A 25995-nucleotide genomic window follows, 5' to 3' on the forward strand; every position below is an offset into this window, starting at 1 on the left:
TTTTTTGCCACCTCGAAATTTCATCTTTTTTCCGAAGGTCTGGCTCATAAGAGCTAGCCTGGATAAAAAGCTTGTTGAGTCGATTAGACCTGGCAGAAAAATAGGGAAATTTCAAGAAAAGTCATTCTTTACTTTTTTAGGAATTTATCTTTTTTCCGAAGGTCTGGCTCATAAAAACCGTGCTAAACCCTTTTAACTCGAACTTCAAGTTTTCACCTTATGCTCGTGGATGAAAAGCTCGGTAATCTTTTTGTAAATGTTCTTTTGTAACATGTGCATATATTTGAGTTGAAGATAAACTTGCATGACCTAACAACTCTTGGACTGTCCGCATATCTGCTCCATTATTCAACAAATGTGTTGCAAATGTATGCCGCAGCATATGTGGGTGGATTTCAGAAGTCAGACTACTTTTTTTAATAACTTGATTGAGAACATATTCCACACCTGTTGCTGTAATACCATCTCCATGATGATTAATAAATAAATAGTCATGCTGTTTTCCATATTTTGTCATTAAAACCTCTCGGCCAAGCTTTAGATAAGTTCGAATCGCCTCTTCTGCATAATGACCAAAAGGAACGTAACGTTCTTTATTCCCTTTCCCGTGTACTAACAATATTCCTAATTCAAAATCAATATCCTTTAAGCAAATGCCACAGCATTCACTGACTCGAATTCCTGTTCCGTACAATACTTCAAGAAGTGCTTCGTTCCGAAAATCCAGTGGTTCGTCTCCTTTAACAGCCTCAAACAAACTTTCCATTTCTTTTTCGTAAAAAAAACGTGGCAAACGTAAGGATTTTTTCTTTAAGTGAATATACGAAAAAGGATTTTCTTCAACGACTTCATTTTTTAAAAGAAATTGATAAAAAGCACGTAAACTCGATATTTTTCGGGAAACGGTATTACGGCTGTATTGTTTTTCGTTTAAAACACCTAAATAGATGCGAACATCAGCTAACTCAACAGCCAAAAAAGAAGCCTCTCCGGTTTCAGCCAAAAAATCATGAAAATCAGAGATATCTTCATCATAGGCTTTTCTAGTTAATTCAGAATAGTGGCGCTCAATGATTAAATACTGTAAAAAAGTTTTTTTCCACTGATCTTCTTTCAAAAAATCCCCCCTATTCATAGACAAAATTACTTTATCATATCAACAAAGAGAATACAATCAATAGATTACTGAATTGAGCGAATTTTCTTTAAATTTGCAACTATTTCTAATGAACGCTCTGCATACGCTGTATTTCGTAGGTTTTTATCGCGAATTCTTTCGGGTAAAGGTGGAAATAAACCAAAATTGGCATTCATTGGTTGAAAATAACGTGCATCGGCATGCGTAATGTAATGAGCCATACTTCCCATCGTTGTTTCAGTTGGTAAAACAAGTAATTCCTCACCTTTGATTAACTTAGCTGCATTGATACCAGCCAATAATCCACTTGCGGCACTCTCAACATAGCCTTCTACACCTGTCATTTGACCTGCAAAGAATAAATCTGAACGTTTTTTAGATTGATAAGTCTGTTTTAATAAATCAGGCGATTTCATAAAAGTATTGCGATGCATCACACCGTAGCGTACGATTTCAGCTTGTTCTAAACCTGGAATCATTTGTAAAATCCGTTTTTGTTCCCCCCATTTTAAATGAGTTTGGAAACCAACTAAATTATATAACGACCCTGCAGCATCATCTTGGCGCAGTTGGACCACGGCATAAGGCCTGCGTCCTGTTTTAGGATCTTCCAACCCGACAGGTTTCATTGGACCAAATAATAATGTTTTCCGACCTCTTTGAGCCATTACTTCTACAGGCATGCATCCTTCAAAAAACTTTTCTTTTTCAAAAGATTTCAAAGGAGCAACTTCAGCTTCCACCAAAGCATCATAAAACCGATTAAATTCTGTTTCTGTCATTGGGCAGTTAAGGTATGCTGCCTCACCTTTATCATAGCGTGATTTTAAATAGACTTTATCCATATCGATGGTGTTTTTATCTACAATTGGAGCTGCTGCATCATAAAAATAAAGCCCTTCAGATTCAGTAAATGCAGAGATTTCCTTGGCTAACGCCTCTGAAGTTAAAGGACCTGTTGCAATGATAGTGGGACCTTCCGGTAAGGTCGTGACTTCTTCCGAATAAACCGTAATATTAGGGTGATTTTTCAAGCAATCCGTTACTTTTTTTGAAAATGTATCTCGATCCACAGCTAAAGCCCCGCCTGCTGGAATCGCAGTAGCATCAGCTGCTGCGATAATTAATGAATTGAATTGGCGCATTTCTTCTTTCAATAAGCCTGCTGCATTGGTTAGTTGATTGGCTCTTAACGAATTGGTACAGACTAGCTCTGCAAAATTAGGGCTGTGATGTGCTTCAGTATTTTTTACTGGCCGCATTTCATATAAGTGGACCTTCACGCCTCTTTCTGCAATTTGAAAAGCAGCTTCACTTCCTGCTAATCCTGCTCCAATCACATTAACAAATTGTTCATTATTCATTTATACTATCCCTTCTTTCCACAACTAGATACCATTTATCTTTTTTTAAAAGTTAACCCTAACTATTCATTTAGATAGCGTTTTCTACTTATACAATTATACACTTTTTTGCATAAAAGTTAAATCGGAAATTCTGTAAAGTTGACAGCTTAATAAAAATTTTAACTCTTTTCAACTAAAAAATGAATAAAACTATAAAAACACCCTTAGGAGCAGAGTTTCCTCTAGCTTCTAAGGATGTCTTGAGAATTATTTCTGAACTGCTTCTTTATAATCACAGTCACTACATACGACTTGTTTACCGCCCTTAAGTTTCTTCTCAACTAAATAATGTTGACACTTAGGACAATCTCTTCCAACTGGTTTATCCCATGAAACAAACTCACATTCAGGGTATTTATCACAGCCATAAAAGATTCGATTCTTTTTAGATTTACGTTCAATAACTTGTCCTTCTTTACAGACTGGACAAGTAACACCGATTTCTTTCACAATAGCTTTAGTATTACGACACTCAGGGAAGTTACTACATGCATAAAATTTCCCATAACGTCCTAACTTAATCACCATTGGATGGCCACATAAATCACAATCAAATCCAGCGGGTTCATCTTTGATTTGAATTTTTTCAATACCTTCTTCAGCTTTAGCAACTTCTATTTCAAAAGGTTTATAGAATCGGTCGATAACTCCAACCCAGTTTTCTTTTCCTTCTTCAACAAAATCGAGTTGTTGTTCCATATCTGCTGTAAAATGAATATCAACAATTTGAGGGAAGAATTCAACAATAATTGTATTCACGATCCCGCCAAGTTCTGTTGGTTCAAATCGTTTACTTTGTAACTTCACATAGTAACGTCTTTGAATTGTTTCTAATGTTGGAGCATATGTTGATGGGCGTCCAACACCATTTTCTTCTAGGGAACGAATTAAGGTAGCTTCTGTAAATCGAGCAGGGGGTTGAGTAAAATGTTGTTTTGGCTCAATATCTACTGATTTAACTAAATCGCCTTTTTCCATATCAGGTAAAATATTATCTTTTTCCTCAGTACCTTCATCATTGCCCTCAATATAAACTTTTGTAAATCCTGGGAATTTTATTTTTTGACCATTGGCTCTAAACATAACCCCGTTTTGTAACAAATCAACGCGCATCGTATCAAAGACAGCGGGTGTCATTTGGCTAGCAACTAATCTCGACCAAATGAGTTTATATAATTTTAATTGATCTTTCGTTAAATACTTTTCAATTTCAGCGGGTGTTCGTAAAACACTTGAAGGACGAATCGCTTCATGGGCATCTTGAGAGCCCTGTGCATTTTTGGTTTTCTTAAAGGTTGTCGCAGAATACTCTTTTCCGTACTCTTTAACAATAAATTCTGCCGCTTCAGCCTTCGCACTGTCAGCAATCCTAGTTGAATCAGTTCTCATATAAGTAATTAAACCAACTGCACCACCACGGCCTAGTGAAATTCCTTCGTATAATTGTTGAGCAACCATCATTGTCTTCCGCGTTCTGAAATTCAATTTACGTGCAGCTTCTTGTTGCAAGCTACTCGTTGTAAATGGAACGGCTGGATTACGTTTACGTTCTTTTTTTGTCACATTTGTTACTTCAAAATCTTTGGACGTTAATTTTTTTATAACTGCTTGTACATCATCCGTATTTTTTAATTCTTTTTTCTTACCATCAATACCATAAAAATTGGCTTTAAATTTTTTAGCCGCTTTTTTAAAATTACCACCAATCGTCCAATATTCTTCTGGCTTAAAAGCAGTAATTTCATTTTCTCGATCAATGATTAACTTCAGCGCAACAGATTGAACTCGACCTGCACTTAAGCCTTTTTTGACTTTCTTCCATAAAATTGGACTAATTGTATAACCTACCAAACGATCTAAAATTCGGCGTGCTTGTTGTGAATCAACTAAATCCATGTTAATTGACCGTGGTTCTTTAAAAGCACCTTTTACTGCTTCTTTAGTGATTTCATTAAATACAACACGATTTTTATCCTCGATATCTAAACCGAGTAAGAAAGAAAGATGCCAAGCAATGGCTTCCCCCTCCCTATCTGGATCGGCTGCGAGAAAAACTTTTTCAGCTTTTTTAGCGTGCTTTTTCAAGTCTTTAATAATATCGCCTTTACCACGAATAGAGATGTAATGAGGTTCATAATTATTTTCTACATCAACCCCCATTTTACTTTTTGGCAAGTCACGAATATGTCCTAAACTTGCTAGAACCTTATAATTTTTTCCTAGATATTTTTCAATTGTCTTTGCTTTAGCTGGTGATTCTACTATGACTAAATATTTATAGGCCAAAGAAATGCTCCTTTCATTGAGCTTTTAATAGTTTTCTTTTTTAAATTGAAATCGTAATTCATCTTATGCTATTTTTAGGTACTTTGTCAACTAAGTAACGTATTAGTTTATTATATATAATAGAAGAAAAAATAAAAAACAATCGATATTCATTTGAATTTGTCTTACTAAAAATTCGATTTACTGATAAAATTCTTCTAAAATATCTTCCGTTTTTGTCACACATTTTGCTCCTTTGGAAATCAATTCATTCGTTCCAGTAGACAAACTACTTGTAATATTACCTGGTAGAGCAAAAACTTCTCGCCCTTCTGCTAAAGCTAAATTTGCCGTAATCAAACTTCCACTTCTTGCAGCAGCTTCTATCACTAGTGTCCCAATTGCTAAACCCGAAATAATTCGATTTCGCATTGGAAAATGTTGTTTTAAAGGCTTTGTACCAAGTGGATATTCTGATATAACCAGGTGTTCTTTAGCGAGTTTCTTTTGTAAATCCTGATTTTCCTTAGGATAACACAAATCAAGCCCTGTGCCAACGACTCCGATTGTTTCACCAGAAAGTTCTAGTGTTAATTGATGAGCTTCGTAGTCAATACCCGTAGCTAAACCACTGACAATTAAAAAATCTGAGGCGATCAAACCAGGTAAAATTTGTTTTAAAGCTCGTACTCCATATAAAGTGTTTTTTCGTGCTCCAACAACAGCCAACATTTTTTTTCGTAATAACTCTTTATTTCCCTGATAGAATAAAACTGCTGGCGGATTGTAAATATGCTTTAAATAATCTGGATAATCGTCATCTAAAATAGTTACCCAACCGATATGCATTTTTTGATAGAGTTTTTTTATTTCTTCAAAATTAATTTTATGATAGCTTGTAATAAAAGCGGTTCTTTTAGATGCTGATAATCCAACTAGTTGACTCAACTCATACAGTGAACTAGTTGGTTGATCAATTAAAGCCGCTATCATTTGAATGCTTGCCGTAGCACCGATGCCTTGACAGAGTGTAAAGTGAACTAATTGGTCTCGTAATGTTTCTTTTTTCATTTATTCCAACCCCTCAAATTTTAGTCTTCTCGTCATAATATCCACTAAAAGAACTAAAAACTTTTAAAGTGAGGCGGACTAACTAAAAAAACTGCAAGAAATACAATTTGCAGTTTCTAGTCAGGCTATTCAGTTGTTTCTAACACCAGCTCTTTCACCGGTGAAAAAGATTTACGATGAATAGGTGTAATACCTTGTGCATCTAAACCAGCTAAATGAACTTTTGTTCCATATCCCGCATTCTTTTCAAAACCATAACCAGGATACATTTTAGCGTATTCTTTCATCATCCGATCACGTGTAACTTTCGCAATAATACTTGCTGCAGCAATGGATAAACTTTTTGTATCCCCTTTAATAATTTTACTTTGCGGGATTGGTAAATCAAGGGCCATCGCATCAATAAGCAAATGTTCTGGATCAATTGTTAGATTTTCAACAGCTTCAATCATTGCTAATTTCGTTGCTTCATAAATGTTGACTTGATCAATAATACCTTCGTCTTTTATGCCTATACCAATGGCTAAAGCTGAGTCTTTAATTTTATCAAATAACTCATCACGTTTACTTTCTGAAAGCTGTTTTGAATCATTGATTTCTAATACATGAAAATCATGAGGCAAAATAACAGCTGCCGCCACAACTGGACCTGCTAATGGACCACGTCCAACCTCATCAATTCCAGCAATATAATTCCGGCCATCTTGCCAAACAGCTAGCTCATAAGCCAGCATCTCTTGATGTTTAACTTCAAGAGCAACTAGTTTATTTTGTGCTTTTTCCCAACTTTTAATCGCATTAATAGTTCCTTTGCGTTCATCATTTTTCAACTCGATTAAACGAGGATCATTTGCATCCGTAATGCTAGCTAAAATGGTTTTAATTTCTTTAATTGTTTGCTTTTTTTCCATTACTCATTTTCCAATCCTTCTGTTGGCAATGTAACTGGCGCTTGATCTAATGTGTAGCGCCCCAATCGACCACTTCTAATTTCAAAAACAATCATTTCACTTGCTCTAGAATAATCTTCTCTAAAGCCACGCTTCTCACTAATTAAAATCAATAACTCTGGCAACTCTAAAACCAATTCTTCCTTTGTCAAACTATAACGTTTAGCAAGTTGGTTTGGGTAATACGTTCGCATTACATCTAATCCAAATAAGGCAATATCATCCATTTGTAAAAGGGTATCTTTTATTGCACCTGTCAAAGCTAATTTTTTTCCGATTTCTGGGTCTTCAAATTTAGGCCATAAAATTCCAGGAGTATCTAATAGCTCAAGCTCTTTGCCTAATTTCAACCATTGTTGCCCTTTAGTTACGCCAGGTTTATTTCCTGTCTTCGCAATATTTCTTTTGATAAAACGATTAATTAATGTTGATTTCCCAACGTTTGGAATGCCTATACTCATCGCTCGTATTGCTCGAGGGTTAATGCCTTTACTACGCATACGGTCAAATTTTTCTTTTAATAGTAACTTGGCCTCAGACATCACATTTTGCATACCTTTACCTTCTTGGGCTACGATTGGTACAGCTGAGATTCCTTGTTCCTTAAAATAATTTACCCAGGCTTTTGTTTGACGCTCATCAGCTAAATCACTTTTATTCAAAATAATGACACGAGGCTTCTCTCCGATTAATTCATCTAAAATTGGATTACGACTTGATAAAGGAATGCGTGCATCCACCAATTCAAAAACAATATCAACTAATTTTAATTTTTCTGAAACCTCACGTCGTGCTTTTGCCATATGTCCTGGAAACCATTGAATTGTCATTTACTTTTTCTCCTATTCTCACTAAAAAAGAATGGCAATAATAACTGCCACCCTTTTCAATTTTTATTCTTATTTTTCACGAGCCTTAATAAAGCCAAAATCAGTCAATGGCCATATTCTAAATTCGGCTGTTCCATCTATTTTATCAGCATGGACAAAACCAAAAATCCGACTATCTTTTGAATTGGAGCGATTATCCCCCATCACAAAATATTCACCTTCAGGAACCTTAGATTCCCCTGTTTTACCCATTAAAGTGAAATCGCCTGTTAACAATTGGTTCTCTTTTAATTTAGCTTTAAATACATCTAAATAAGGTTCATCTACTTTTTTACCATTAATGTACAAAATGTCATCTTGAATAGTGATTTCATCCCCAGGCAAACCAATAACACGTTTAATATACAATCTTGAAGGATCATCCGGTCCTGGAAATACAACGATATCAAAGCGGTCAATTTTTTCGAATTTATTTAAAACAATTCGATCACCATCTTTTAAAGTTGGCATCATTGATTCTCCATCTACACTGACTGGAGCAAATAAAAATTGTCTAACTAATAAAGCAATGACTAAAGCTACAATAATGTAACCAAAGGTACTAACAATTTCATTGCGTTTATTTTTCTTCCCTTTTTTATTTTTTCCACTTTGTTTAGAAGGATACTTTCTACTTCTTGGTTCAAAATTTTCGATTTCATCAAAACTAGTGTCTGAATAATTTGTTTTTGCCATATAAGTTCCTACTTTCCTTAAACTTTCACATTTTAGAGTTCATTTGCTATAACTAGAATCAATTAATAAAACCGGCTCGTTTCATAGGATAGTAAATAAAATTTGTTTTACCAATAATATCCTTTTCATCTACAAAGCCAAATGCTCGACTATCATTACTTGATCTACGATTATCACCTAAAACAAAATAGCTATTCTTAGGTATTTTATTTGTGCCTGTTAATTGTTCTAAATCAAAATCGGATGTCCACGTTTCACCAGCTTTTTCAACTAAGCTATTTTTCAAGAAAGGTTCACTTACTTTTTTGTCATTGACATATAGCTGATCCTCTTTATAGACAATTGTGTCTCCTGGTAAACCAATAATTCGTTTAACTAATGTGCGATTAGAAGAATCTTGAAAAACAATGACATCAAAACGTCTCATTTTAGATATTGATTCAACAATCATTTGATCACCTTGGTGCAATGTTGGAATCATTGATGAACCTTGTACCGTGATTGGCAATAGAATGAAATAGCGCAACGCAACGGCCACACAAACAGCTAAAAGGAATGCTTTAAACCAATCCCACAGATGGTCTCGCCAAATTTTATTTTCCATGCACTTCACTCCAAACTACTAAACTTATTAATCCTCTTCTATCATACAAGATTATTCCTAAAATAACTATTAATTTACAACAAATTAATGCTGTTTTTTCAATTTTTTCTCCCTTCCACTTGAATAAAGCGCTTTCCTGGATAATCATTATTAAAAAAGCACTAATTAAATAAAAAAGCCATCAAAGAAATAACTTCCCTTGATGACTTTTCCAACTCGTTACTTTTCTTGTAAATAAGAAACGGCTTTTTCATATTGTGTATCATTTTCTTTAATTAATTTAACTAAATCAGCAACTAATGCATCTGCTGTTTTTCCTGTAACAATCCCATCAACTGGGAGTTCATGTGCTGTTTGGAATTCATTCACAGCTTCGGTAGTTGAGGCATCAAAATAACCATCTGTATTATCAAGTGTGTAACCTAAAGCTTTCAAAATAGCTTGCAGATTTTTAACTTGATCAGATAAATCACCTGCTTGGTATTTTTTGGAAGGATCCACGCGTAATAAATGCACATAATCTGGCAAATCTACAGCGATGGTTGGTTCCAAGCCTTTTTTATGAATCCATTGCCCTTCTGGTGTTAACCATTTAGCAATTGTAAATTTCAACTCACTCTTATCTGATAAGTTCGCTACTGTTTGAACAGTTCCTTTACCAAAAGTTTTCGTTCCAATAACTGTCACATTTCCAGATTCTTTCATAGCACCTGCTAAGATTTCAGAAGCACTAGCACTACCTTCGTCCACTAACAATGTCACAGGTTCAGTCACTTTAAAGTCACCTAATGAAGCATCAGCTTTAATAACTTGTGGCTCTTGTCCTCTTTCTTGTGTTTGCATTAGAATTTTACCTTCATCAACAAACATATTAGATAATTGTAAGGCTTGGTCCAGTAAACCACCTGGATTTTGTCTGACATCAAAAATGAAAGATTTCGCGCCATCTTTTCGTAATTGTTCAACGGCTTCTGTAACTTCTTTATACGTTGGAGTAGCAAAACTGGTGATTTGAATATAACCAATCGTTGGATCATTTTCATCTAAACGACTCTTAACAGTTTCAACTGGAATCGTATCCCTAGTCACAGTCACATCGAAAACTTGATCTCCACGTTTAATTGTTAACACTACTTTTGTGCCTTTTTCGCCACGAATAAAGGAAACAGCCTTTGTCAAACTAAGCCCTGTTAATTCTTTATCATCGGCTTTTAAAATAATATCATTTGTTTTCAACCCTGCTTTTTCAGCAGGAGATCCGACAATCGGTGCAGAAATTGTAATTGCGTCGTCTTGATTCATAACTTCTGCGCCAATGCCCTCAAAAGAAGAAGAAATACTATCATTTAAGGCCGTTGCTTCTTCCGCATTTAAATATTGTGAATAAGGATCATCTAAAGAATTTACCATCCCGGTAATTGCTCCTTCAATCAACTTATTGCTATCCGTTTTTTGGAAAAAACGAGTCGTTAACTGTTGATAAACCTCTTGTAATTTAGCAAATTCCTGTTCAGTTTTTGCTCCACTATTAGTAGCTGATTGGCTAGTAGCATTTTCATTAAGTTGCTTTGTAACAAAATACGTCCCACCAGCAGCAATTAGCGCAACCAGTAACAATGAAACAATATAAGCTGGTAAACCAATTTTAGTTTTTCTTTTGGAGCTATTTAGCTGAGTTTCTTTTTCCTCTGATTCATTATTCATATGGCGCCCCCAAAATTATTTTTGTTTTAACCCTGTTTCTAGTGCAACAATCATCATATCTGTAAATGTGCGCTCTCGTTCATCAGAAGAGGTGTCTTCTCCAGTAAAAATATGGTCACTAATGGTTAAAATAGCTAATGCTTTACGGTTGTGTTTCGCGGCTAAACTGTATAATCCAGCTGCTTCCATTTCAACTGCTAAAATTCCATAATTAGCCAATTTAACTTTATCTAATTCAGCATTATAAAAGCGATCAGCCGATAAAACATTGCCGACTTTTAAAGAAAGACCTTTTTCTGTACCTATATCGTAGGCTGTTTTCAATAAATCAAAATCAGCGATTGGTGCAAAATCAACTTGACCACCAAAAGTATTTCGATTAATACTTGAATCAGTTGTTGCTGCTTGCGCTAATACAACATCGCGAACTTTTACATCTTTTTGCATTCCGCCAGCAGTCCCTACGCGAATTAAATTTTGAACATTGTATTCCGTTATTAATTCTTCTGCATAAATCATCATTGAAGGTAAGCCCATACCTGTTCCTTGTACAGAGATACGCTCACCTTTATAAAGCCCTGTATAGCCAAACATATTCCGAACTCGATTGTATTGTTCCACTTCTGTTAAGAATGTTTCTGCAATATACTTTGCTCGCAATGGATCACCTGGCAATAAAACTGTTTCTGCAATTTGACCTTTTTGTGCTTCAATATGAATACTCATGTTTGATTTCCTCCAAATTAAGTTCATTTTTATTTGTTAATTCATTTTCTCAATGTATCGTTCCCACGCCTCATCAAAAATGCGCATAGAGGGTAAATACTCTCCATTCATTTCTAGGTAATGACTAATATCATGATAACTCTCTGATTGCTTTGGAAAAGCGATGTCTAAAAAGGCATCATTAGCAAATTGACTGACTTCATCTCGTTTATGTGGATTTCGTTCAGTCATTAAAAAGTGATAGAAAGATTGTCTCATCACACACCATCCCTTCTATTTTCTTTTTCATACGCTTGTCGTTCTTGCTGTTCAGCTTCGTAGCGAGCAGGATTTTTCTTATAAAAATTTTGATGATACTCTTCGGCTGGATAAAAAACACTCGCTTCTTCAATCATTGTAACAATTGGCTTTTTATATTTTCCACTTGCTTCAAGCTGGCTTTTAGAGTGTTCAGCAATTTCTCGTTGTTTCTCACCTGTAACAAAAATAACTGGACGATAATTATCCCCACGATCTTGAAATTGCCCCATAGCATCTGTTGGATCCGTTTGTTGCCAGTAAATATCAACAAGCTCTTGATAAGAAATAATAGTTGGATCAAAAGTTATCTCAACAGCTTCTGTATGTCCCGTCTTATGACTCATAACGTCTTCATAAGTAGGATTTACTGTTTGCCCACCAGTATAACCAGAAAGAACTTGCTGAATACCTGGTTGTTCATCAAATGGCGCCACCATACACCAAAAACAGCCACCAGCAAAAATTGCTATTTCCTTCATTTTTCCACCTACTTTTTATTTTTAATTTCTTTTAAAGGAACTGAAATTGTGAAACGAATATCATCATTTTTCAAATCAAATTTTTTCGCCTTGATTGTCATTCCAGTATCCGTTTTGTACTCGTTTAAGTTTAAAACAATTAATTGTTTTTTGCTATCAATTTGTACCCATTCCGGTATTTTAAGTTGCTTAGCAAGCAAGTTCATGACAGAAGTTATTGGTAAATTCAGCTCCCCAACTGAGAGATTAGTAGCTTTCAGCTGAACATTTCCATTTTCCATCACATATGGTAATAGATATAAATAAAATTGAACATCATGCCCAAATAATTTAAACGTACCAATCAGTTCCGCTTCATCATTTAAAACTAATTCATATTTAATGCCATCATCTTCAATAAATTCATTTAAAGAATGAGCAACCAGTCGATTAATTTCTGCTTTTTCAGCAGCTACTTCAAAAGAGACATCTTTTTTATTTTTGGATGCAGTTGTATCGGTAATCGTATTAACTGGTACAGTTATCTTAGTAAATCCCCATATGCCTAAACCTAAAATAATCGCAATTAAGCCTAAAAATGCCCATTTCCAAGGATTATCAATTCTAATTTTCTTAAGCGACTTTAACCAATTTGTTAATTTTGTTTTCATAAAGTCAATCGACTTCCTTTACATTTTATTTTTTACCACTCTTTACGACTAGCCATCATTTCATCAAAAAGTGATTGAGCCATCAGTTCGTACCCGCTATCATTTGGATGGAAGTTATCTTCCTCAAAAAGTAAATCATTAAATACTTTGCTTTCTTTCTTATCGTTTACACTAGAATCAATTGTATCTTTTTGATCTTCAGACAGTTCTGGTTGGTTTCCACCTTTATATAAAATATCATTAATTGGAATAAAGTGAGCCTTTTGCTCCTCTTCAACAACACTTTGGGTCGTTTCATTCCAAGAGTCAACAATATCTTGCATTTCAGTTATTTCTGAAAAGTATAAATAAAATGGATTATAGATACCAAAAACATAAATTGGAGCATCTGAATTTAACGAACGTAGCTCTTTAAAGGTTTCTTCAATTCGTTCTTTATATTGCTTTTGAGGTTTGATGAAACTATCTTCTTTGACTTTTAATAACGTTGAACGAACAACTTTCATTAAATCATTGCCACCAACTGTCAAAACAATCACATCAGCCTTTTTAACATCATTTTGCAATTTCTCATCTTTTTTTATCCGCTTCAAAATTTGATCGCTACGATTCCCTGATATCCCATAATTACTTGTTGATACGGTTTCAATTTCGTCTTTGCTTTCAAGTAATTCTGCAACTAGCGGGACATAACCACCTCGCCCAGTGCTATCGCCGATACCTTCTGTTAAAGAATCGCCAATTGCGACTAAGTTCAACTCTTTTGTTTTGATTTGCTCGGAACTGCTTTCTTTGCCCTTATTTTCTATTATAGTAGTCTTACTGTTATCTTTTGAAATAAACATCATTACTTGAAAGACAATCAGAGCTACCACTCCTAAAAAAAGGATGATTCCTAAAAAGGAACGTATTCTCTTCATTCTGATCCCCCACTTTATTTTTAGTGAGTTTAAAAAGAACAGATCAAGTTTAATTGATCTGTTCATCAAAATCACTTTGCTTTAGTCTGTATAATACATAATCGCAAATGCACCTTTTCCAGCATGAGTAGAAATAATTGGACTCGTTAATTTCACACGCATTGGTGTATCTGGCAAAATTGCTTGAAATTCATTTTTTAAATTTTCTAAATACACTTCGTCATCCGCAAATGAAAAAGACATCGCATTTAAATTAGGCGTATTTTTCAGTGTTTCTTGTAATTCAGCAATCCATTTATTGATTGGCTTCATACCGCGTCCTCGAACACAAACTTCAAGTTGACCATTGACTAATTCCATCATCACTTTAATATTTAAGAAACTTGATAGCGCACCGGCTAATTTCCCGATTCGCCCACCTTTGACTAAGTTTTCTAAAGTCACGACACAAATATAAAGTTTTGTATGTTCCTTAACATGTTCAATTCGCTTAAGAATCGTTTCTTTATCTGCCCCTTCCTGAGCTAATTTCGCAGCTTCAAGAACTTGGAATGACAGTCCACGATCCGTAAAATCACTATCAATAACGGTCACATCAGTTTTAGATAATTGAGCTGCTTGGTGCGCAGCATTAACTGTTCCACTTAACTTTTCAGTCATATGAATGGAGATAACCTCACTACCATCGGCCCCTAGTTCATCATAAAGCTCAACAAAATAACCGATTGGTGGTTGACTTGTCTTTGGTAAATCCTTAGCTTCAGCCATCATGCCCATAAAGTCTTCTTTTTTAATGGTTACACCATCTGTATATAACACATCATCAATCATCACCGTTAATGGCAAGACATGGATTCCTAAGCTTTCAATTTCATCTGAGCCTAACTCGGCGGAAGAGTCCGTCACAATTTTAATTTTCTTCATTTTTTATTAACCCCACACTTTCTTTATGCAAAAATTGACTTGTTCGTGCTATAATAATAAAAAGCAGATAAAAAAGGCTTCTTCATTAAACACGTTTAAATTTTTAACTTCTGTAATGTAGTATAACAGATTCTTGAATTTTCGTACACTAGAGATACGAAAACTTCTGTTGAAATCTGAATAAAAATCCAATAAATTTGTTTAAGTGAGAAAAATAGACTATTTTTCAACATATCTAAGTAAATTATCAACTCTGGAGGGTCGTCAACTATGAAAGAAACACTTAATAATCAAACTCATTTTTCAAAAAGTTACTTAATTGTCAATGAAGTTTTTAATGCTGTAACACATGGTATTGCTACTGGATTAAGTATCGCAGGTCTCGTCATCTTATTAATTAAAGGCGCTCAATCAGGTTCCGTTCTCGAAACAGTTTCTTACGCAATTTATGGCTCAACATTAATTTTACTTTACCTAGCTTCAACCTTGTTTCACAGTTTAATTTTCACAAGAGCTAAGCGTGTTTTTCAGATTTTTGACCATAGTAGCATTTATCTACTTATTGCTGGAACGTACACTCCTTATTGTCTAGTCACAATTGGTGGAGCATTAGGTTGGACACTATTTGGCATCATTTGGTTTATGGCTATTTTAGGTGTTATCTACAAATGTATTTGGTTAGATAAATACCAAAACGCATCAACCGTTATTTATATCATTATGGGTTGGTTATGTATTCTTGCAATGAAGCCTTTGTACGATGGATTAGGACCTGTTGGCTTCTGGTTATTAGTTGCCGGTGGGGTATCCTTTACAGTAGGTGCACTAATCTATAGTATGCGCAGCGTTAAATTTATGCATGTTTTATGGCACTTGTTCGTTATGTTAGGAACTGGATTTATGTATTTTTCAATTTTATTATATGTTTAAAACTAAAAAATAGCTAAATAAAAAGAAGAGAACCATCTCAAAAGTAATGAAGATGGTTCTCTTCTTTTCATATGTTCTATACAATTTTTTACTTGCGTTTATAAGCTTCAAAAACATGTGGATAGCGATTTCTTTCATCTAAAATTCCAGGATCAGCTGAAATTATTTCCCATTCAGACCAATCGAGTTCTGGAAAAATTGTATCTCCTTCAAACGTCCCCTTAATCATTGTACGGTAGAGAATATCTGCATCATCAATAAAAGCATTAAAGACACCTGTGCCACCAGTAATAAATGTATCCTTCTCATAATTTTTAGCAAAATCAAGAATTTCTTCTCGAGTGTGCATCACAGTTACGCCCTCTGCTTCGTACCCAAGATCCGTAGTTAGTACGATATTAATTCTATTTGGTAATGGTCTTTTCCCCATACCTTCAAAGGTTTTTCGTCCCATTACAATCGCATTTCCAGTTGTCATCTCTTTAAAATATTTCAAATCATTTGGTAAACTCCAAGGCAAGGTTCCTTTGTTGCCAATCACGCCTTGCTCATCTTGCGCCCATAAATATGCAATCATCACTATTCATCCTTTCATGCTTCTTTCTATACAGCAATTGGTGCTTTAATTGCTGGATGAGGATCATATCCTTCAATTTTAATATCTGCGACATCAAAATCGAAAATACTTTCTTTGTCAGGATTTAATTTCAACGTTGGAAACTCTCTAATATCTCGTGACAATTGTTCAGTCATCTGTTCCATATGATTAGAATATAAATGTGCATCACCTAGCGTATGAACAAATTCTCCAACCTCTAAGCCAGTTTCATGAGCAATTAAATGTGTTAATAAAGCATAGCTAGCAATATTAAAAGGAACACCTAGAAAAATATCTGCACTACGTTGATACAATTGACAACTTAATTTTCCATCTGCTACGTAAAACTGGAATAGTGTATGACATGGAGGCAAAGCCATTGAAGGAACATCTTCTGGATTCCAAGCTGAAACAATTAAACGTCTTGAATCTGGTGTTTTTTTAATCATTTCAATGACATCTTTCAGCTGATCAATCGTTTCCCCTTGGGTTGTTTTCCAATTACGCCATTGGGACCCATAGATATTTCCTAATTCACCATAAATGGCAGCAAAAGCTTCATCTTCTAAAATTCGAGTACAAAACTTTTCCAACTCAACTTGATAAATTGCATTAAAATCAGGATCAGTTACTGCACGACGTCCAAAATTAGTCATATCTGGACCTACATAATCTGAACTTTTAATGTATCGCTCAAAAGCCCATTCGTCCCAGATATGGTTATTGTGTTGGAGTAAATAACGGATATTTGTATCGCCTTTAATGAACCAAAGCAACTCACTTTTAATTAAACCCATTGGTACGCGCTTTGTTGTTAACAAAGGAAAACCTTTGGCTAAATCAAAACGCATTTGGTAACCAAAGAGACTTTTAGTTCCTGTTCCTGTTCGATCAGTCTTAACAGCCCCAGTTTCCATTACTTTTTTTCCTAATGCTAAATATTCTTTTTCCACATTATTTCCCTCCGTTAATCCGTTACAAATTGACCTAAATAGTCCCAACGATTCATTTTATTCTCTAAATCTTCTTCTAATTTTTGCATTTTCACCTGTAGTTCTTGCAGAGTTGTAAAATCACTTCCTGATTCAGCCATAGCAACTTTCACATCTTCAATCTCTGATTCTAAAGCTTCAAGTTCTTCCTCAATGGTTTCCCATTCTTTTAATTCTGTAAAAGTTAGTTTTACTTTTTCTTTTTTTATTTCCGAATCCTTTGTATTTGCTGCTGCCACTGGATCAATCGCTTTTTTATTTTCATGAGTTTCAGGTGTATCTTTATTTAAAGCAATATATTCTGTAATACTTCCTAAATAAGGTGTGATAATACCATTTCCTTCAAAAATCAGTAAACGTTCCACTGTTTTATCTAAAAAGTAACGATCATGTGAAACAGAAATAACAGCTCCTGGGAAGGTCTCAATGTAGTCCTCCAACACAGTTAATGTCGCAATATCTAAATCATTAGTTGGCTCATCTAATAACAAAACATTTGGACGTTCCATAAGCAGTTTTAGTAAAAATAACCGTCTTTTCTCGCCACCAGAAAGTTTACTGATAAGTGCACCATGCATATGACGGTCAAATAGAAACTGTTCTAATAATTCCGTTACACTTACACGAGTTCCATTGGTTGTCTCAATTTCTTCACCAACCTCTTGCAAATATTGAATAACACGTTTGGTTGGATCCATATCTTCAGTCATTTGGGTATAATACGCAATCTTAACAGTTTCTCCAACAATCATTTCACCACTATCTAAAATAAAACGACCGGCTAAAGTATTTAATAGCGTCGATTTACCAGCACCATTTAACCCACTAATTCCAATACGATCTCGCGTTTGAACAAGTAAATTGAATTCGTTTAAAATAACATGATCATCTAAAGTTAAACTAGCATCTTTTAATTCAAAAACACGTTTTCCTAAACGACTACCGTCCATATTTATTTCAACTTTCCCATCGCTTTTCGCTTGGTTAAGATTGCCTTCTAAATCATGAAAACGATCAATTCGTGCTTGTTGTTTGGTAGTCCGAGCTTTTGCACCAGCTCGCATCCAATCTAACTCTTTTAAATAGAGTTGTTTACGTTTTTGATCCTGTTTTTCAGCTTCTAATTGGCGTTCTGCACGCTCTCTAACATAGCTTTCATAATTTCCTGTATAACTTGTTAGTTTTCCATAAGATAGCTCTAACATGCGATTGACAACACGATCTAAGAAATAACGATCATGTGTTACTAATAATAACGCACCACGATAACTACTTAGGTATTTTTCCAACCAACTAATTGTAGCAAAGTCTAAATGGTTGGTCGGTTCATCTAAAATCAATAAATCCGGAGCTTGAATTAAGACTTGAGCTAGCCCAACCCGCTTACGTTGTCCACCAGATAAAGTTGCAACAGATTGTTCTAAATCTTTTACACCCAGTTGATTTAAGATCATTTTAGCATTTGTATCGGCAATCCAAGCATCGTGACGATTCATTTCTTGTTCAGCTTGGCTATATTGATTTTGATAATTCTCATTCATAGGGTCTAAAGTTAAGCGCTCTAAGGCTTTTTCATAGCCACGAACGGCTACTAAAATTGGCGTATCTCCATCAAACACCGCGTCGAAAACCGTTTGTTCAGGATTTAAATCTGGATGCTGTTTTAAATAACCAATTCGATAATCTTTTGCTGTTTGAATATCGCCTTTTTCAGCCCCATCAATTCCGGTTAATACATTCAACAAGCTTGTCTTACCAGTCCCATTAGTTCCGATTAAACCAACTCGTTCGCCTTCATTTATTGTAAAAGAAATGTCGTCAAACAATGTTTTTTCGCCATATGTTTTCGTCAGATTCAGTACTTTTATATCTTTCATCTTGAATACACCACTTCCTTTTATCTAAAACTATATCCTCCCTATTTTAACATGGATTCCCTCAGACGAGTATGCTTTTTGAAAATTAGTTTGAAACTCCGAACTATCTCTCATTTTTTGATTGAATAAGTTTTTTAAATAGCAGTAAGTCAGCTTGAATTTTTTCATTTAATTGACGATTATAAAAAATAGACGCTGGGTGAAAAGTTGGAAAAATTGCATATTCTTTTTCAGTCCATTCATATCCATCTAAACCATTATTTTTTAATTTAAGAATAGGGCTGATAATTAATTCGCCATGGACCTGTCCAACTTTTTTATCCTTTCCAAGCAAACGTTGCAAGCCTATATTTCCCATCGTTAAAATGAAAGGTGGTTGAATCTGATCAATTTCGTAGTCTATCAATGGAGCGTGGGCCAACAATTCTTTTTTATTTGGGGCCCGATTGTATTTCCGAGATGTTATTTCACCAGTTTTTCGATCCAGTTTTTCTTTTATTTTATAAGGTCTACTTCGAAAAGGACTTGTGATATAAACATCCTCTCTAGTTACTTCTAATAAATCAAAAAAACGCATTAATTCCTTGCCCGCTCGTCCAGAAAAAGGCACACCTGTTTCCATCGCTTCAACTTCTCCTGGAGCTTCCCCAATCAGCATAAACTTAGGATTTTTAGGACCTTGCCCAGCTAAAAATCCTTCAACTGCGTATTTCTCCGTTTTTCTTTTAGCTTCTTCAATCATCTTTTTAGTCAAAATTGTATCCACTAACTCACTACCTTTCAAAATCGCTTAAAACTCTTCTTGTTGCTCTTTCAAACTATTTTCACAATAATTTAAATAGTCCTCATTAATTAAAAAATATTTTGGCAAAAATAAACCAATCGTCTGAATTAGAAATGAAGAGTGTGCTATTTTAGGATTTAACATCATATGCTCTGCATTTTTAATCACCTTAACTTGTAAGGAACCATTGGCAATTTTCTGTGAATAAATACGTTTTGTTTCATCAGAATCAACATTTTGATCCTTTTCTGCAAGAACCAGAGAAATCTTTGAACGGACTCCCTCTAAATCTTTCGACGCATCAGAATTTATATTTCTTTGAATAAACCCATAACGGTCCTCTGACAAATCATACTCTCCGCCACTTTTTAAATAGTCTTGATAGCTGTTATTCTTTTTTATCAATTCAGACTCTGCATCAAAATCAACACCTGCTTTTTGAAGTTCTTGCTCTGATTTTCCAGCTGCTCTTAGTTCCTCCATAGTGTTGTATTTCCCTTGGCTCTGCCAATTAATTGCTGGCGCTACAAGGATAGAGAAAGTTATATCTTCTTGACTATTCAATACTTTGGGAATAACCCATCCTGCTTGGCTAGCTCCCCATAACCCAATCTTAGCTACCATTTCCGGCTTGTTCTCTTTCAACCATTTAATGACTTGTTCCACTTCTTTTGCACGATCATCCATCGATTGACTTAACCAATTTCCACTTGATTGACCTACGCCTAACTTATCCCAAGAAATAGATGCATATCCTTGTTTTGCAAAACGTTCCATCAAGGGTTTATACCCACCTTCTTGCGTGGCTTCTTGAGGTCCATCACCATGAACAAATACGACAACACCATTAATTTTTTGCTTTTTTGGTGCTGTAATCACAGCTGATAATGTGCCACCAGTTGTTGGAATGCTAACTCTTTGTTCTTTCATTTGGTAATCATTCCCTACAAGAAAAACAGCAAGTATTGCGATTAAAACTAAACTAAGGCTTAAAACAATTTTTTTAATCATCAGAACTGTCCTTTCTATAGCGCATAAACGACCATTTAGAAACTCCCATAATATACTCACTTACTCTGCTATAAATAATCTTTTCTAAATGAAATTCTTTCTTTTTGTATAAATAGTATGCGGCTTTGTTTTTATTCGCTACATAAAGAGTCAACGTTTTATCTGTAGCTAATCTATTTTGTGCCTCTTCAATTAATCTATTCCCAAATCCTCTACCTTGATCAATTGAACGAACAACGAGCATTTCAACATAGCATTCTGACTTTGCCACCCGATGGCTTAACAGCATCACTAAAAAAAGCGCACGAAAACAATCAGCTATTCCCAATGAATACTCAAAAAAATGCCGTAATAAGTGAGTTATTTTAACATTCTGATTCGATAAAACAATACATCCGCAAACCTCTTCACCCTCTAAAATGAAAATAATTTGCGCGTTAGCGTAATAATAATTTGATAGAGCACGACTAAAATGTTCTACTGAGTGCTTAGCATACAACTTATGGGTGAATTTTTCGTTAAATCCTTCTAAAATTAGGTTTGAAAAGACGGAGTCATCAATATCCCCTTCTTTTAAATCATGCAATTTAAATGTCATTTCACTCTCACCTCTATAGAATAAACCATTTCATCTGAATACCCCAAAGATAAATAACTATTCTCATGTATATAAAGATCATTAGTAGCTACAAAGCCTAATAAAAATAGAGAATCTTTCATAAAAGCAGCTACTTCTTCTTCAAACTTTTGTTCACTATTCGCTAAAAAATGTTTAACTGCATAGTTTCCAGCTTCTAACTTTTTATCATAAGAACTAGAGGACCCTTCATAGTACGAAAGAGTTTCGCCAGTAGTTTTATGATACATATAATAAAGTTCAGCACTTAGATCAAAATCGGTCTGTTTTAACTTACTTAACGTTTGATAGTCAAGTTGAAACATACCTACTTGATAGGATTCTGGTAGTTTTTTTAAATACCTATCTGAACAAAAAACAACTTCAATTTTTCCTATTGTAATAGATTTTTTTATTTCTTTTAATTTTAATAATTTGTCCTTTATAGCTTCTAGTTCATCAATTTGATCTTTTGTTCGATTATAAATTTCATCAAAATGATCTCCAAAATAATCAACCCTAAAACTAGTTCGAATTTCCTCAATTGAAAAACCAATCGTCCGCAACATTTTTATTTGAAAAACCATATAAAGATCTTTCTCCGTAAAAAAATGATACCCATTCTCATTTGAAACAGACGGTGTTACCAATTCTTTGTCTACATAATGCCTTAATGTAGATTTAGAAATGTTAGTTAATTGTGCTACTTGTCCACTTGTTAATTTAATCATGTTTCCCACCTCCTTGCTTTAGCATAAACTATGTGGTAACCACACAGTCAACAATTTATTTTTTATTTCGTTCACCTCAAAAATAATTCCCGTCTAAAACACCTTTTATTTGACCATTTCATTAAAAATAGAGAAACAAAAGATTTTCATCTATGTTTCTCTGCATTTATCTATTTAAAATAAGCCTGATACTGTTCCGTCTTCTGCAACATCCATATTCAAAGCTGCAGGTTGTTTAGGCAAACCAGGCATCGTCATTACATCACCCGTTAAAGCAACAATAAATCCAGCTCCTAATTTTGGAACAAATTCTCTAATTGTCACGATAAAGTCGGATGGACGTCCCAATAAACTGGGATCATCCGAAAGAGAATATTGGGTTTTAGCCATACAAATAGGTAAATTACCCCAACCATTTTCTTCGAAATTTTTCATTTGTGTTAAGGCTTTTTTAGAAAAGGCAACACCCTTTCCACCATATATTTTTTGAACAATTTTCGTAACTTTGGTTTCAATAGTTTCATTGTCAGTATCATACAAAGGAGAAAAAACCTGTGTATGGTCTATCTCTGCTAAAACAGCTTCTGCTAAAGCTACACCACCTTCAGAACCTTTCTCCCAAACTGAAGTTAATGCAGCTTCAACACCTAATGCTAGACATTTTTCTTTTACCATTTGGACCTCAGCAACAGTATCACTGACAAATTCATTAATTGCCACAACTACTGGCAATCCATAGCTTTGCATATTTTCAATATGTTTTTGTAAATTTGAAAATCCAATTTTAACGGCTTCCACATTTTCACTAGCTAAATTAGATTTAGGAACGCCACCATGCATTTTTAACGCGCGAATAGTCGCCACAACAACGACTACATCAGGAGCTTTTTTCAACTGTGGGACTTTTATATCAAGGAATTTTTCAGCGCCTAAATCTGCACCAAATCCAGCTTCAGTCACAGTATAATCTGCTAAATGTAACGCTGTTCGGGTTGCTAAGACACTATTACATCCATGCGCGATGTTAGCAAATGGGCCACCATGAACTAAAGCAGGTGTATGTTCTAATGTTTGAACTAAATTAGGTTTGATCGCATCTTTTAGAAGCAATGTTAAAGCACCTTCAACTTTTAGATCCTTGACAGTAACTGGCTGACGTTGATAGGTATAGCCAACTACAATTTTTGATAATCTTTTTTTCAAATCCTTTAAACTTGTAGCTAAACATAATATTGCCATAATCTCACTAGCTACCGTAATATCAAAACCATCTTCGCGAGGTACCCCTTGTAAAGGACCACCAAGACCGATTGTCACATGTCGTAAGGCACGATCGTTTAAATCAACAACCCGTTTCCAAATAACGCGACGAGAATCAATCAATAATTCATTTCCTTGAAAAATATGGTTATCAATTAAAGCAGATAACGCGTTATTTGCTGCGGTAATCGCATGCATATCGCCAGTAAAATGCAAATTAATATCTTCCATCGGAACAACTTGAGCATATCCGCCACCAGCAGCACCACCTTTGATTCCCATTGTAGGACCTAAAGAAGGCTCTCTTAATGCAATCATAGTGGATTTACCAAGACGACTTAGAGCATCTGCTAAACCAATTGTAACCGTTGATTTCCCTTCGCCAGCAGGAGTTGGATTGATTGCTGTCACCAAAATTAATTTACCCGTTGAGCCTTCTTGACTCTTTTCAAGTGTTTCAAAATCTATTTTTGCTTTATACTTCCCATAAAGCTCTAAGTGATCACTCTCTAAATTTATTTTCTGCGCAATTTTTTCAATTGGTTCCATTTCTGTTTGTTGTGCAATTTCAATATCTGATAAACTCATTCAAAATCTCCCCCGTTTTCCAAACTAATCGTGATTAGTTTCAATCTATCTGGGTCAATTATACAATACAACCTTGGTAAAAAGGAACCCGATTGTTAAAATCAGTATTTATTTTATAATTATCAGCGATTATAATTGACGTGGGAGCGGAATCTTTCTATAATGAAGGTAGCCAGACAATAACTCTTTTGAATGGTCACTACCATTACGAGTATAGGGGGACATGTACATATGGAAAATGGAACAGTCAAGTGGTTCAGTACTGAAAAAGGGTACGGATTTATTGAATATAATGATGGTGAAGATTTGTTTGTCCATTTTACCGGAATCGAAGGAGAAGGTTTTAAGACTCTTTCAGAAGGACAGCATGTCAGTTTTGTTGTACTTGAAGGCACCCGTGGTTTACAAGCTACCCAAGTGAATGTTTTAGAAAAAGAATAATTATTGAATAAAAAGCTCATAGAAAAATCCCCGCAAAGTAAAAAATACTTTGTGGGGATTTTATCTTTTTCCGCTTTCAAAAAGTTCTTCTTTAATAATATTTATCAATACCTCCGTAGCCTTTAATTTGGCTCCCTTGTTTCGTCTTTCGAATGAAATTATTCAATCTTTTATGAAATTCATCTGGTCGTTTCCGCGCAGCATCAATATAAGCAATTCGAATACGTTTATAGGGATCTGAAAATGTTTGATAATTTTCCCAAACTTCTTGATCTTCTTTTAAGAGGCACAGAATATCTTCTGGAAAAACGAATAATTCTGAAAGAACTTTTGACACCTCATCTAGAATAGTTGGATGAATGAGTTGGTTAGCCATTAACCAATGTAGTCTTTCTTTATTTGCTTGGGAATAGGTGCTCTTAGGATTTCTTCGAGAAAACCTTTGAACTTTAAACTCTTCATTGAATGATCTTACCGTACTATCTATCCAGCCAAAACATAAAGCTTCTTCTACGGCATCGTTGTAGGAAACCCCACTTTTATGTGATGCTTTTAGAGGAAATAAAAACCAAATTTCAGGACATTTATCCGCATTCGTTAGCAGCCAATGCCTCCATTCTTCTCGATTTTCAAAATAAATTGGATTCACTTTTGACTCCATATTCCTATGCTCCTTATTCCACCTATTATTTTTTTCGGGTTTATCATAAGAATTTTCTACTCATTTTTAACAATAAACCTATTATAACACAAGAAAAATGATGAAAATTAAAAAATAAAACTCAAACCATTTATCAGGTTTGAGTTTTATTAATTTGTAGCTTTTTTTACAGTATCCATTCTATTTTCCACGGTTGCTCCATGAATATAAGAAACTGTGTCTTCATCTTTAGTCACAGAAACTTCCGGGTACATTTCAAGAAATTTTTTCCAAAATAATTGCTTATTCTTTTTATTGAAAAAATAAAGCACAACTGAGTGTTCATCGTTTTTCATCTCTAAGTCTTGTCCCCAACGATAAACTGTCGCATGTCCAATCTCATCAATCGAAATATCTGTCTTTTTAATTCCTCTTAAATAATTCAAATAAATTTTATTTTGTTGGATAATCAAATGTGAGCCCATCCCTAAATAAACACTAGTGACAAATAAAAGAGCAAAAATAATACTAATCGCATTTGCACGCTGTATTTCTAAAATTCCAATTAAGCTAATAGAAAATAGGATTGAACTTACAGACCAATAAATAACTTGATACGCAGGCTCTAAGGAAAGTCGATAATTTTTTTTATCTTCATTTTTCAAAACTGTGCTCACTCCTTTTTGCGTTACTCCACTGTTTACATAGTATCACAGATTAAAAGAGGATGCCATTAAGAAAATCATAAACCAATAATCTTAAGAATAAATTATGTAAAAAAACAAAGGAAGTAAGTATTATTTTGGATAAATACGTAAACAAAAT

At 34.6% G+C, this 25995-nt stretch carries 27 protein-coding genes; 2 read left to right on the forward strand and 25 right to left on the reverse strand.

What is annotated here, in order from left to right:
• Positions 1-217: 217 nt before the first annotated feature.
• The 15 genes from xerC to BR77_RS03265 all read right to left on the reverse strand — a co-directional run bounded on the left by xerC (position 218) and on the right by BR77_RS03265 (position 14702).
• Complete coding sequence (gene xerC / locus BR77_RS03195; protein ID WP_010052916.1) at positions 218-1117, reverse strand: tyrosine recombinase XerC; 900 nt, start codon at positions 1115-1117, stop codon at positions 218-220.
• 65 nt (positions 1118-1182) lie between these two features.
• Positions 1183-2502 carry an FADH(2)-oxidizing methylenetetrahydrofolate--tRNA-(uracil(54)-C(5))-methyltransferase TrmFO gene (trmFO, locus tag BR77_RS03200; protein WP_015076302.1) on the reverse strand — a complete coding sequence of 440 codons (1320 nt, stop codon included), beginning with the start codon at positions 2500-2502 and terminating at the stop codon, positions 1183-1185.
• Between the two features lie 249 nt (positions 2503-2751).
• Positions 2752-4830: a type I DNA topoisomerase gene (topA, locus tag BR77_RS03205; protein WP_010052918.1), complete on the reverse strand. Its 2079-nt coding sequence runs from the start codon at positions 4828-4830 to the stop codon at positions 2752-2754.
• 180 nt (positions 4831-5010) lie between these two features.
• Positions 5011-5880 (reverse strand): DNA-processing protein DprA, encoded by an 870-nt coding sequence (gene dprA, locus BR77_RS03210; RefSeq protein WP_035063938.1) that lies wholly within the window; start codon positions 5878-5880, stop codon positions 5011-5013.
• A 125-nt stretch (positions 5881-6005) separates the two neighbouring features.
• Positions 6006-6791, reverse strand: a complete 786-nt coding sequence (locus BR77_RS03215) for a ribonuclease HII (RefSeq protein WP_015076299.1) — start codon at positions 6789-6791, stop codon at positions 6006-6008.
• On the reverse strand, positions 6791-7660 hold the full coding sequence (ylqF, locus tag BR77_RS03220; protein ID WP_010052921.1) for a ribosome biogenesis GTPase YlqF: 870 nt from the start codon (positions 7658-7660) through the stop codon (positions 6791-6793). Before ylqF ends, BR77_RS03215 begins: the two co-directional genes overlap by 1 nt.
• Positions 7661-7729: 69 nt before the next feature.
• Positions 7730-8395: a signal peptidase I gene (lepB, locus tag BR77_RS03225; RefSeq protein WP_010052923.1), complete on the reverse strand. Its 666-nt coding sequence runs from the start codon at positions 8393-8395 to the stop codon at positions 7730-7732.
• Between the two features lie 58 nt (positions 8396-8453).
• Complete coding sequence (lepB, locus tag BR77_RS03230; protein WP_010052926.1) at positions 8454-8999, reverse strand: signal peptidase I; 546 nt, start codon at positions 8997-8999, stop codon at positions 8454-8456.
• A 219-nt stretch (positions 9000-9218) separates the two neighbouring features.
• Entirely contained in the window at positions 9219-10703 is a 1485-nt protein-coding gene (locus BR77_RS03235; protein ID WP_015076298.1) for a S41 family peptidase, read from the reverse strand.
• Between the two features lie 15 nt (positions 10704-10718).
• Entirely contained in the window at positions 10719-11429 is a 711-nt protein-coding gene (gene deoD / locus BR77_RS03240) for a purine-nucleoside phosphorylase (protein WP_015076297.1), read from the reverse strand.
• 36 nt (positions 11430-11465) lie between these two features.
• A complete protein-coding gene (locus BR77_RS03245) occupies positions 11466-11687 on the reverse strand; it encodes a YozE family protein (RefSeq protein WP_015076296.1) in 222 nt (73 codons plus the stop codon).
• The gene (gene msrA, locus BR77_RS03250; RefSeq protein WP_010052932.1) at positions 11687-12208 is read right to left on the reverse strand and encodes a peptide-methionine (S)-S-oxide reductase MsrA; all 522 of its coding nucleotides are present in this window, start codon (positions 12206-12208) and stop codon (positions 11687-11689) included. The genes BR77_RS03245 and msrA overlap by 1 nt, the downstream gene beginning before the upstream one ends.
• A gap of 8 nt (positions 12209-12216) precedes the next feature.
• Positions 12217-12858, reverse strand: a complete 642-nt coding sequence (locus BR77_RS03255) for a YpmS family protein (protein WP_015076295.1) — start codon at positions 12856-12858, stop codon at positions 12217-12219.
• Positions 12859-12890: 32 nt separating this feature from the next.
• The gene (locus BR77_RS03260; RefSeq protein WP_015076294.1) at positions 12891-13778 is read right to left on the reverse strand and encodes an SGNH/GDSL hydrolase family protein; all 888 of its coding nucleotides are present in this window, start codon (positions 13776-13778) and stop codon (positions 12891-12893) included.
• A gap of 81 nt (positions 13779-13859) precedes the next feature.
• Entirely contained in the window at positions 13860-14702 is an 843-nt protein-coding gene (locus tag BR77_RS03265) for a DegV family protein (RefSeq protein WP_010052936.1), read from the reverse strand.
• A 270-nt stretch (positions 14703-14972) separates the two neighbouring features.
• Between BR77_RS03265 and trhA the strand changes: the two genes are divergently transcribed.
• A complete protein-coding gene (gene trhA, locus BR77_RS03270) occupies positions 14973-15632 on the forward strand; it encodes a PAQR family membrane homeostasis protein TrhA (RefSeq protein ID WP_015076293.1) in 660 nt (219 codons plus the stop codon).
• Positions 15633-15720: 88 nt separating this feature from the next.
• On the opposite strand, the gene BR77_RS03275 is transcribed toward trhA, so the two are convergent.
• From BR77_RS03275 to BR77_RS03310, 8 genes are all read right to left on the reverse strand, one after another.
• Positions 15721-16209 (reverse strand): dihydrofolate reductase, encoded by a 489-nt coding sequence (locus tag BR77_RS03275; RefSeq protein WP_015076292.1) that lies wholly within the window; start codon positions 16207-16209, stop codon positions 15721-15723.
• Between the two features lie 26 nt (positions 16210-16235).
• Positions 16236-17183 (reverse strand): thymidylate synthase, encoded by a 948-nt coding sequence (locus BR77_RS03280; protein WP_015076291.1) that lies wholly within the window; start codon positions 17181-17183, stop codon positions 16236-16238.
• Between the two features lie 14 nt (positions 17184-17197).
• Entirely contained in the window at positions 17198-19099 is a 1902-nt protein-coding gene (locus BR77_RS03285) for an ABC-F family ATP-binding cassette domain-containing protein (protein ID WP_015076290.1), read from the reverse strand.
• A gap of 103 nt (positions 19100-19202) precedes the next feature.
• Positions 19203-19841, reverse strand: coding sequence for a uracil-DNA glycosylase (locus BR77_RS03290; RefSeq protein WP_035065956.1), 639 nt, complete (start codon positions 19839-19841; stop codon positions 19203-19205).
• A 48-nt stretch (positions 19842-19889) separates the two neighbouring features.
• Complete coding sequence (locus BR77_RS03295; RefSeq protein WP_015076287.1) at positions 19890-20894, reverse strand: alpha/beta hydrolase family protein; 1005 nt, start codon at positions 20892-20894, stop codon at positions 19890-19892.
• Entirely contained in the window at positions 20887-21492 is a 606-nt protein-coding gene (locus tag BR77_RS03300) for a GNAT family N-acetyltransferase (RefSeq protein WP_015076286.1), read from the reverse strand. The genes BR77_RS03295 and BR77_RS03300 overlap by 8 nt, the downstream gene beginning before the upstream one ends.
• Complete coding sequence (locus BR77_RS03305) at positions 21489-22241, reverse strand: helix-turn-helix domain-containing protein (protein WP_015076285.1); 753 nt, start codon at positions 22239-22241, stop codon at positions 21489-21491. Before BR77_RS03305 ends, BR77_RS03300 begins: the two co-directional genes overlap by 4 nt.
• Before the next feature lie 174 nt (positions 22242-22415).
• A complete protein-coding gene (locus BR77_RS03310) occupies positions 22416-24089 on the reverse strand; it encodes a formate--tetrahydrofolate ligase (protein ID WP_015076284.1) in 1674 nt (557 codons plus the stop codon).
• 231 nt (positions 24090-24320) lie between these two features.
• Here BR77_RS03310 and BR77_RS03315 point away from each other — a divergent pair, with 231 nt between their 5' ends.
• On the forward strand, positions 24321-24530 hold the full coding sequence (locus BR77_RS03315) for a cold-shock protein (RefSeq protein ID WP_015076283.1): 210 nt from the start codon (positions 24321-24323) through the stop codon (positions 24528-24530).
• Positions 24531-24621: 91 nt separating this feature from the next.
• Here the strand turns inward: BR77_RS03315 and BR77_RS03320 are convergent, their stop codons facing one another.
• Both BR77_RS03320 and BR77_RS03325 read right to left on the reverse strand, forming a co-directional pair.
• A complete protein-coding gene (locus BR77_RS03320) occupies positions 24622-25191 on the reverse strand; it encodes a YdeI/OmpD-associated family protein (protein WP_015076282.1) in 570 nt (189 codons plus the stop codon).
• A 149-nt stretch (positions 25192-25340) separates the two neighbouring features.
• On the reverse strand, positions 25341-25835 hold the full coding sequence (locus BR77_RS03325; RefSeq protein WP_010052955.1) for an EbsA family protein: 495 nt from the start codon (positions 25833-25835) through the stop codon (positions 25341-25343).
• Between the last annotated feature and the right edge of the window lie 160 nt (positions 25836-25995).

This window comes from Carnobacterium maltaromaticum DSM 20342 (assembly GCF_000744945.1).
GTDB classification, from domain to species: Bacteria; Bacillota; Bacilli; order Lactobacillales; family Carnobacteriaceae; genus Carnobacterium; species Carnobacterium maltaromaticum.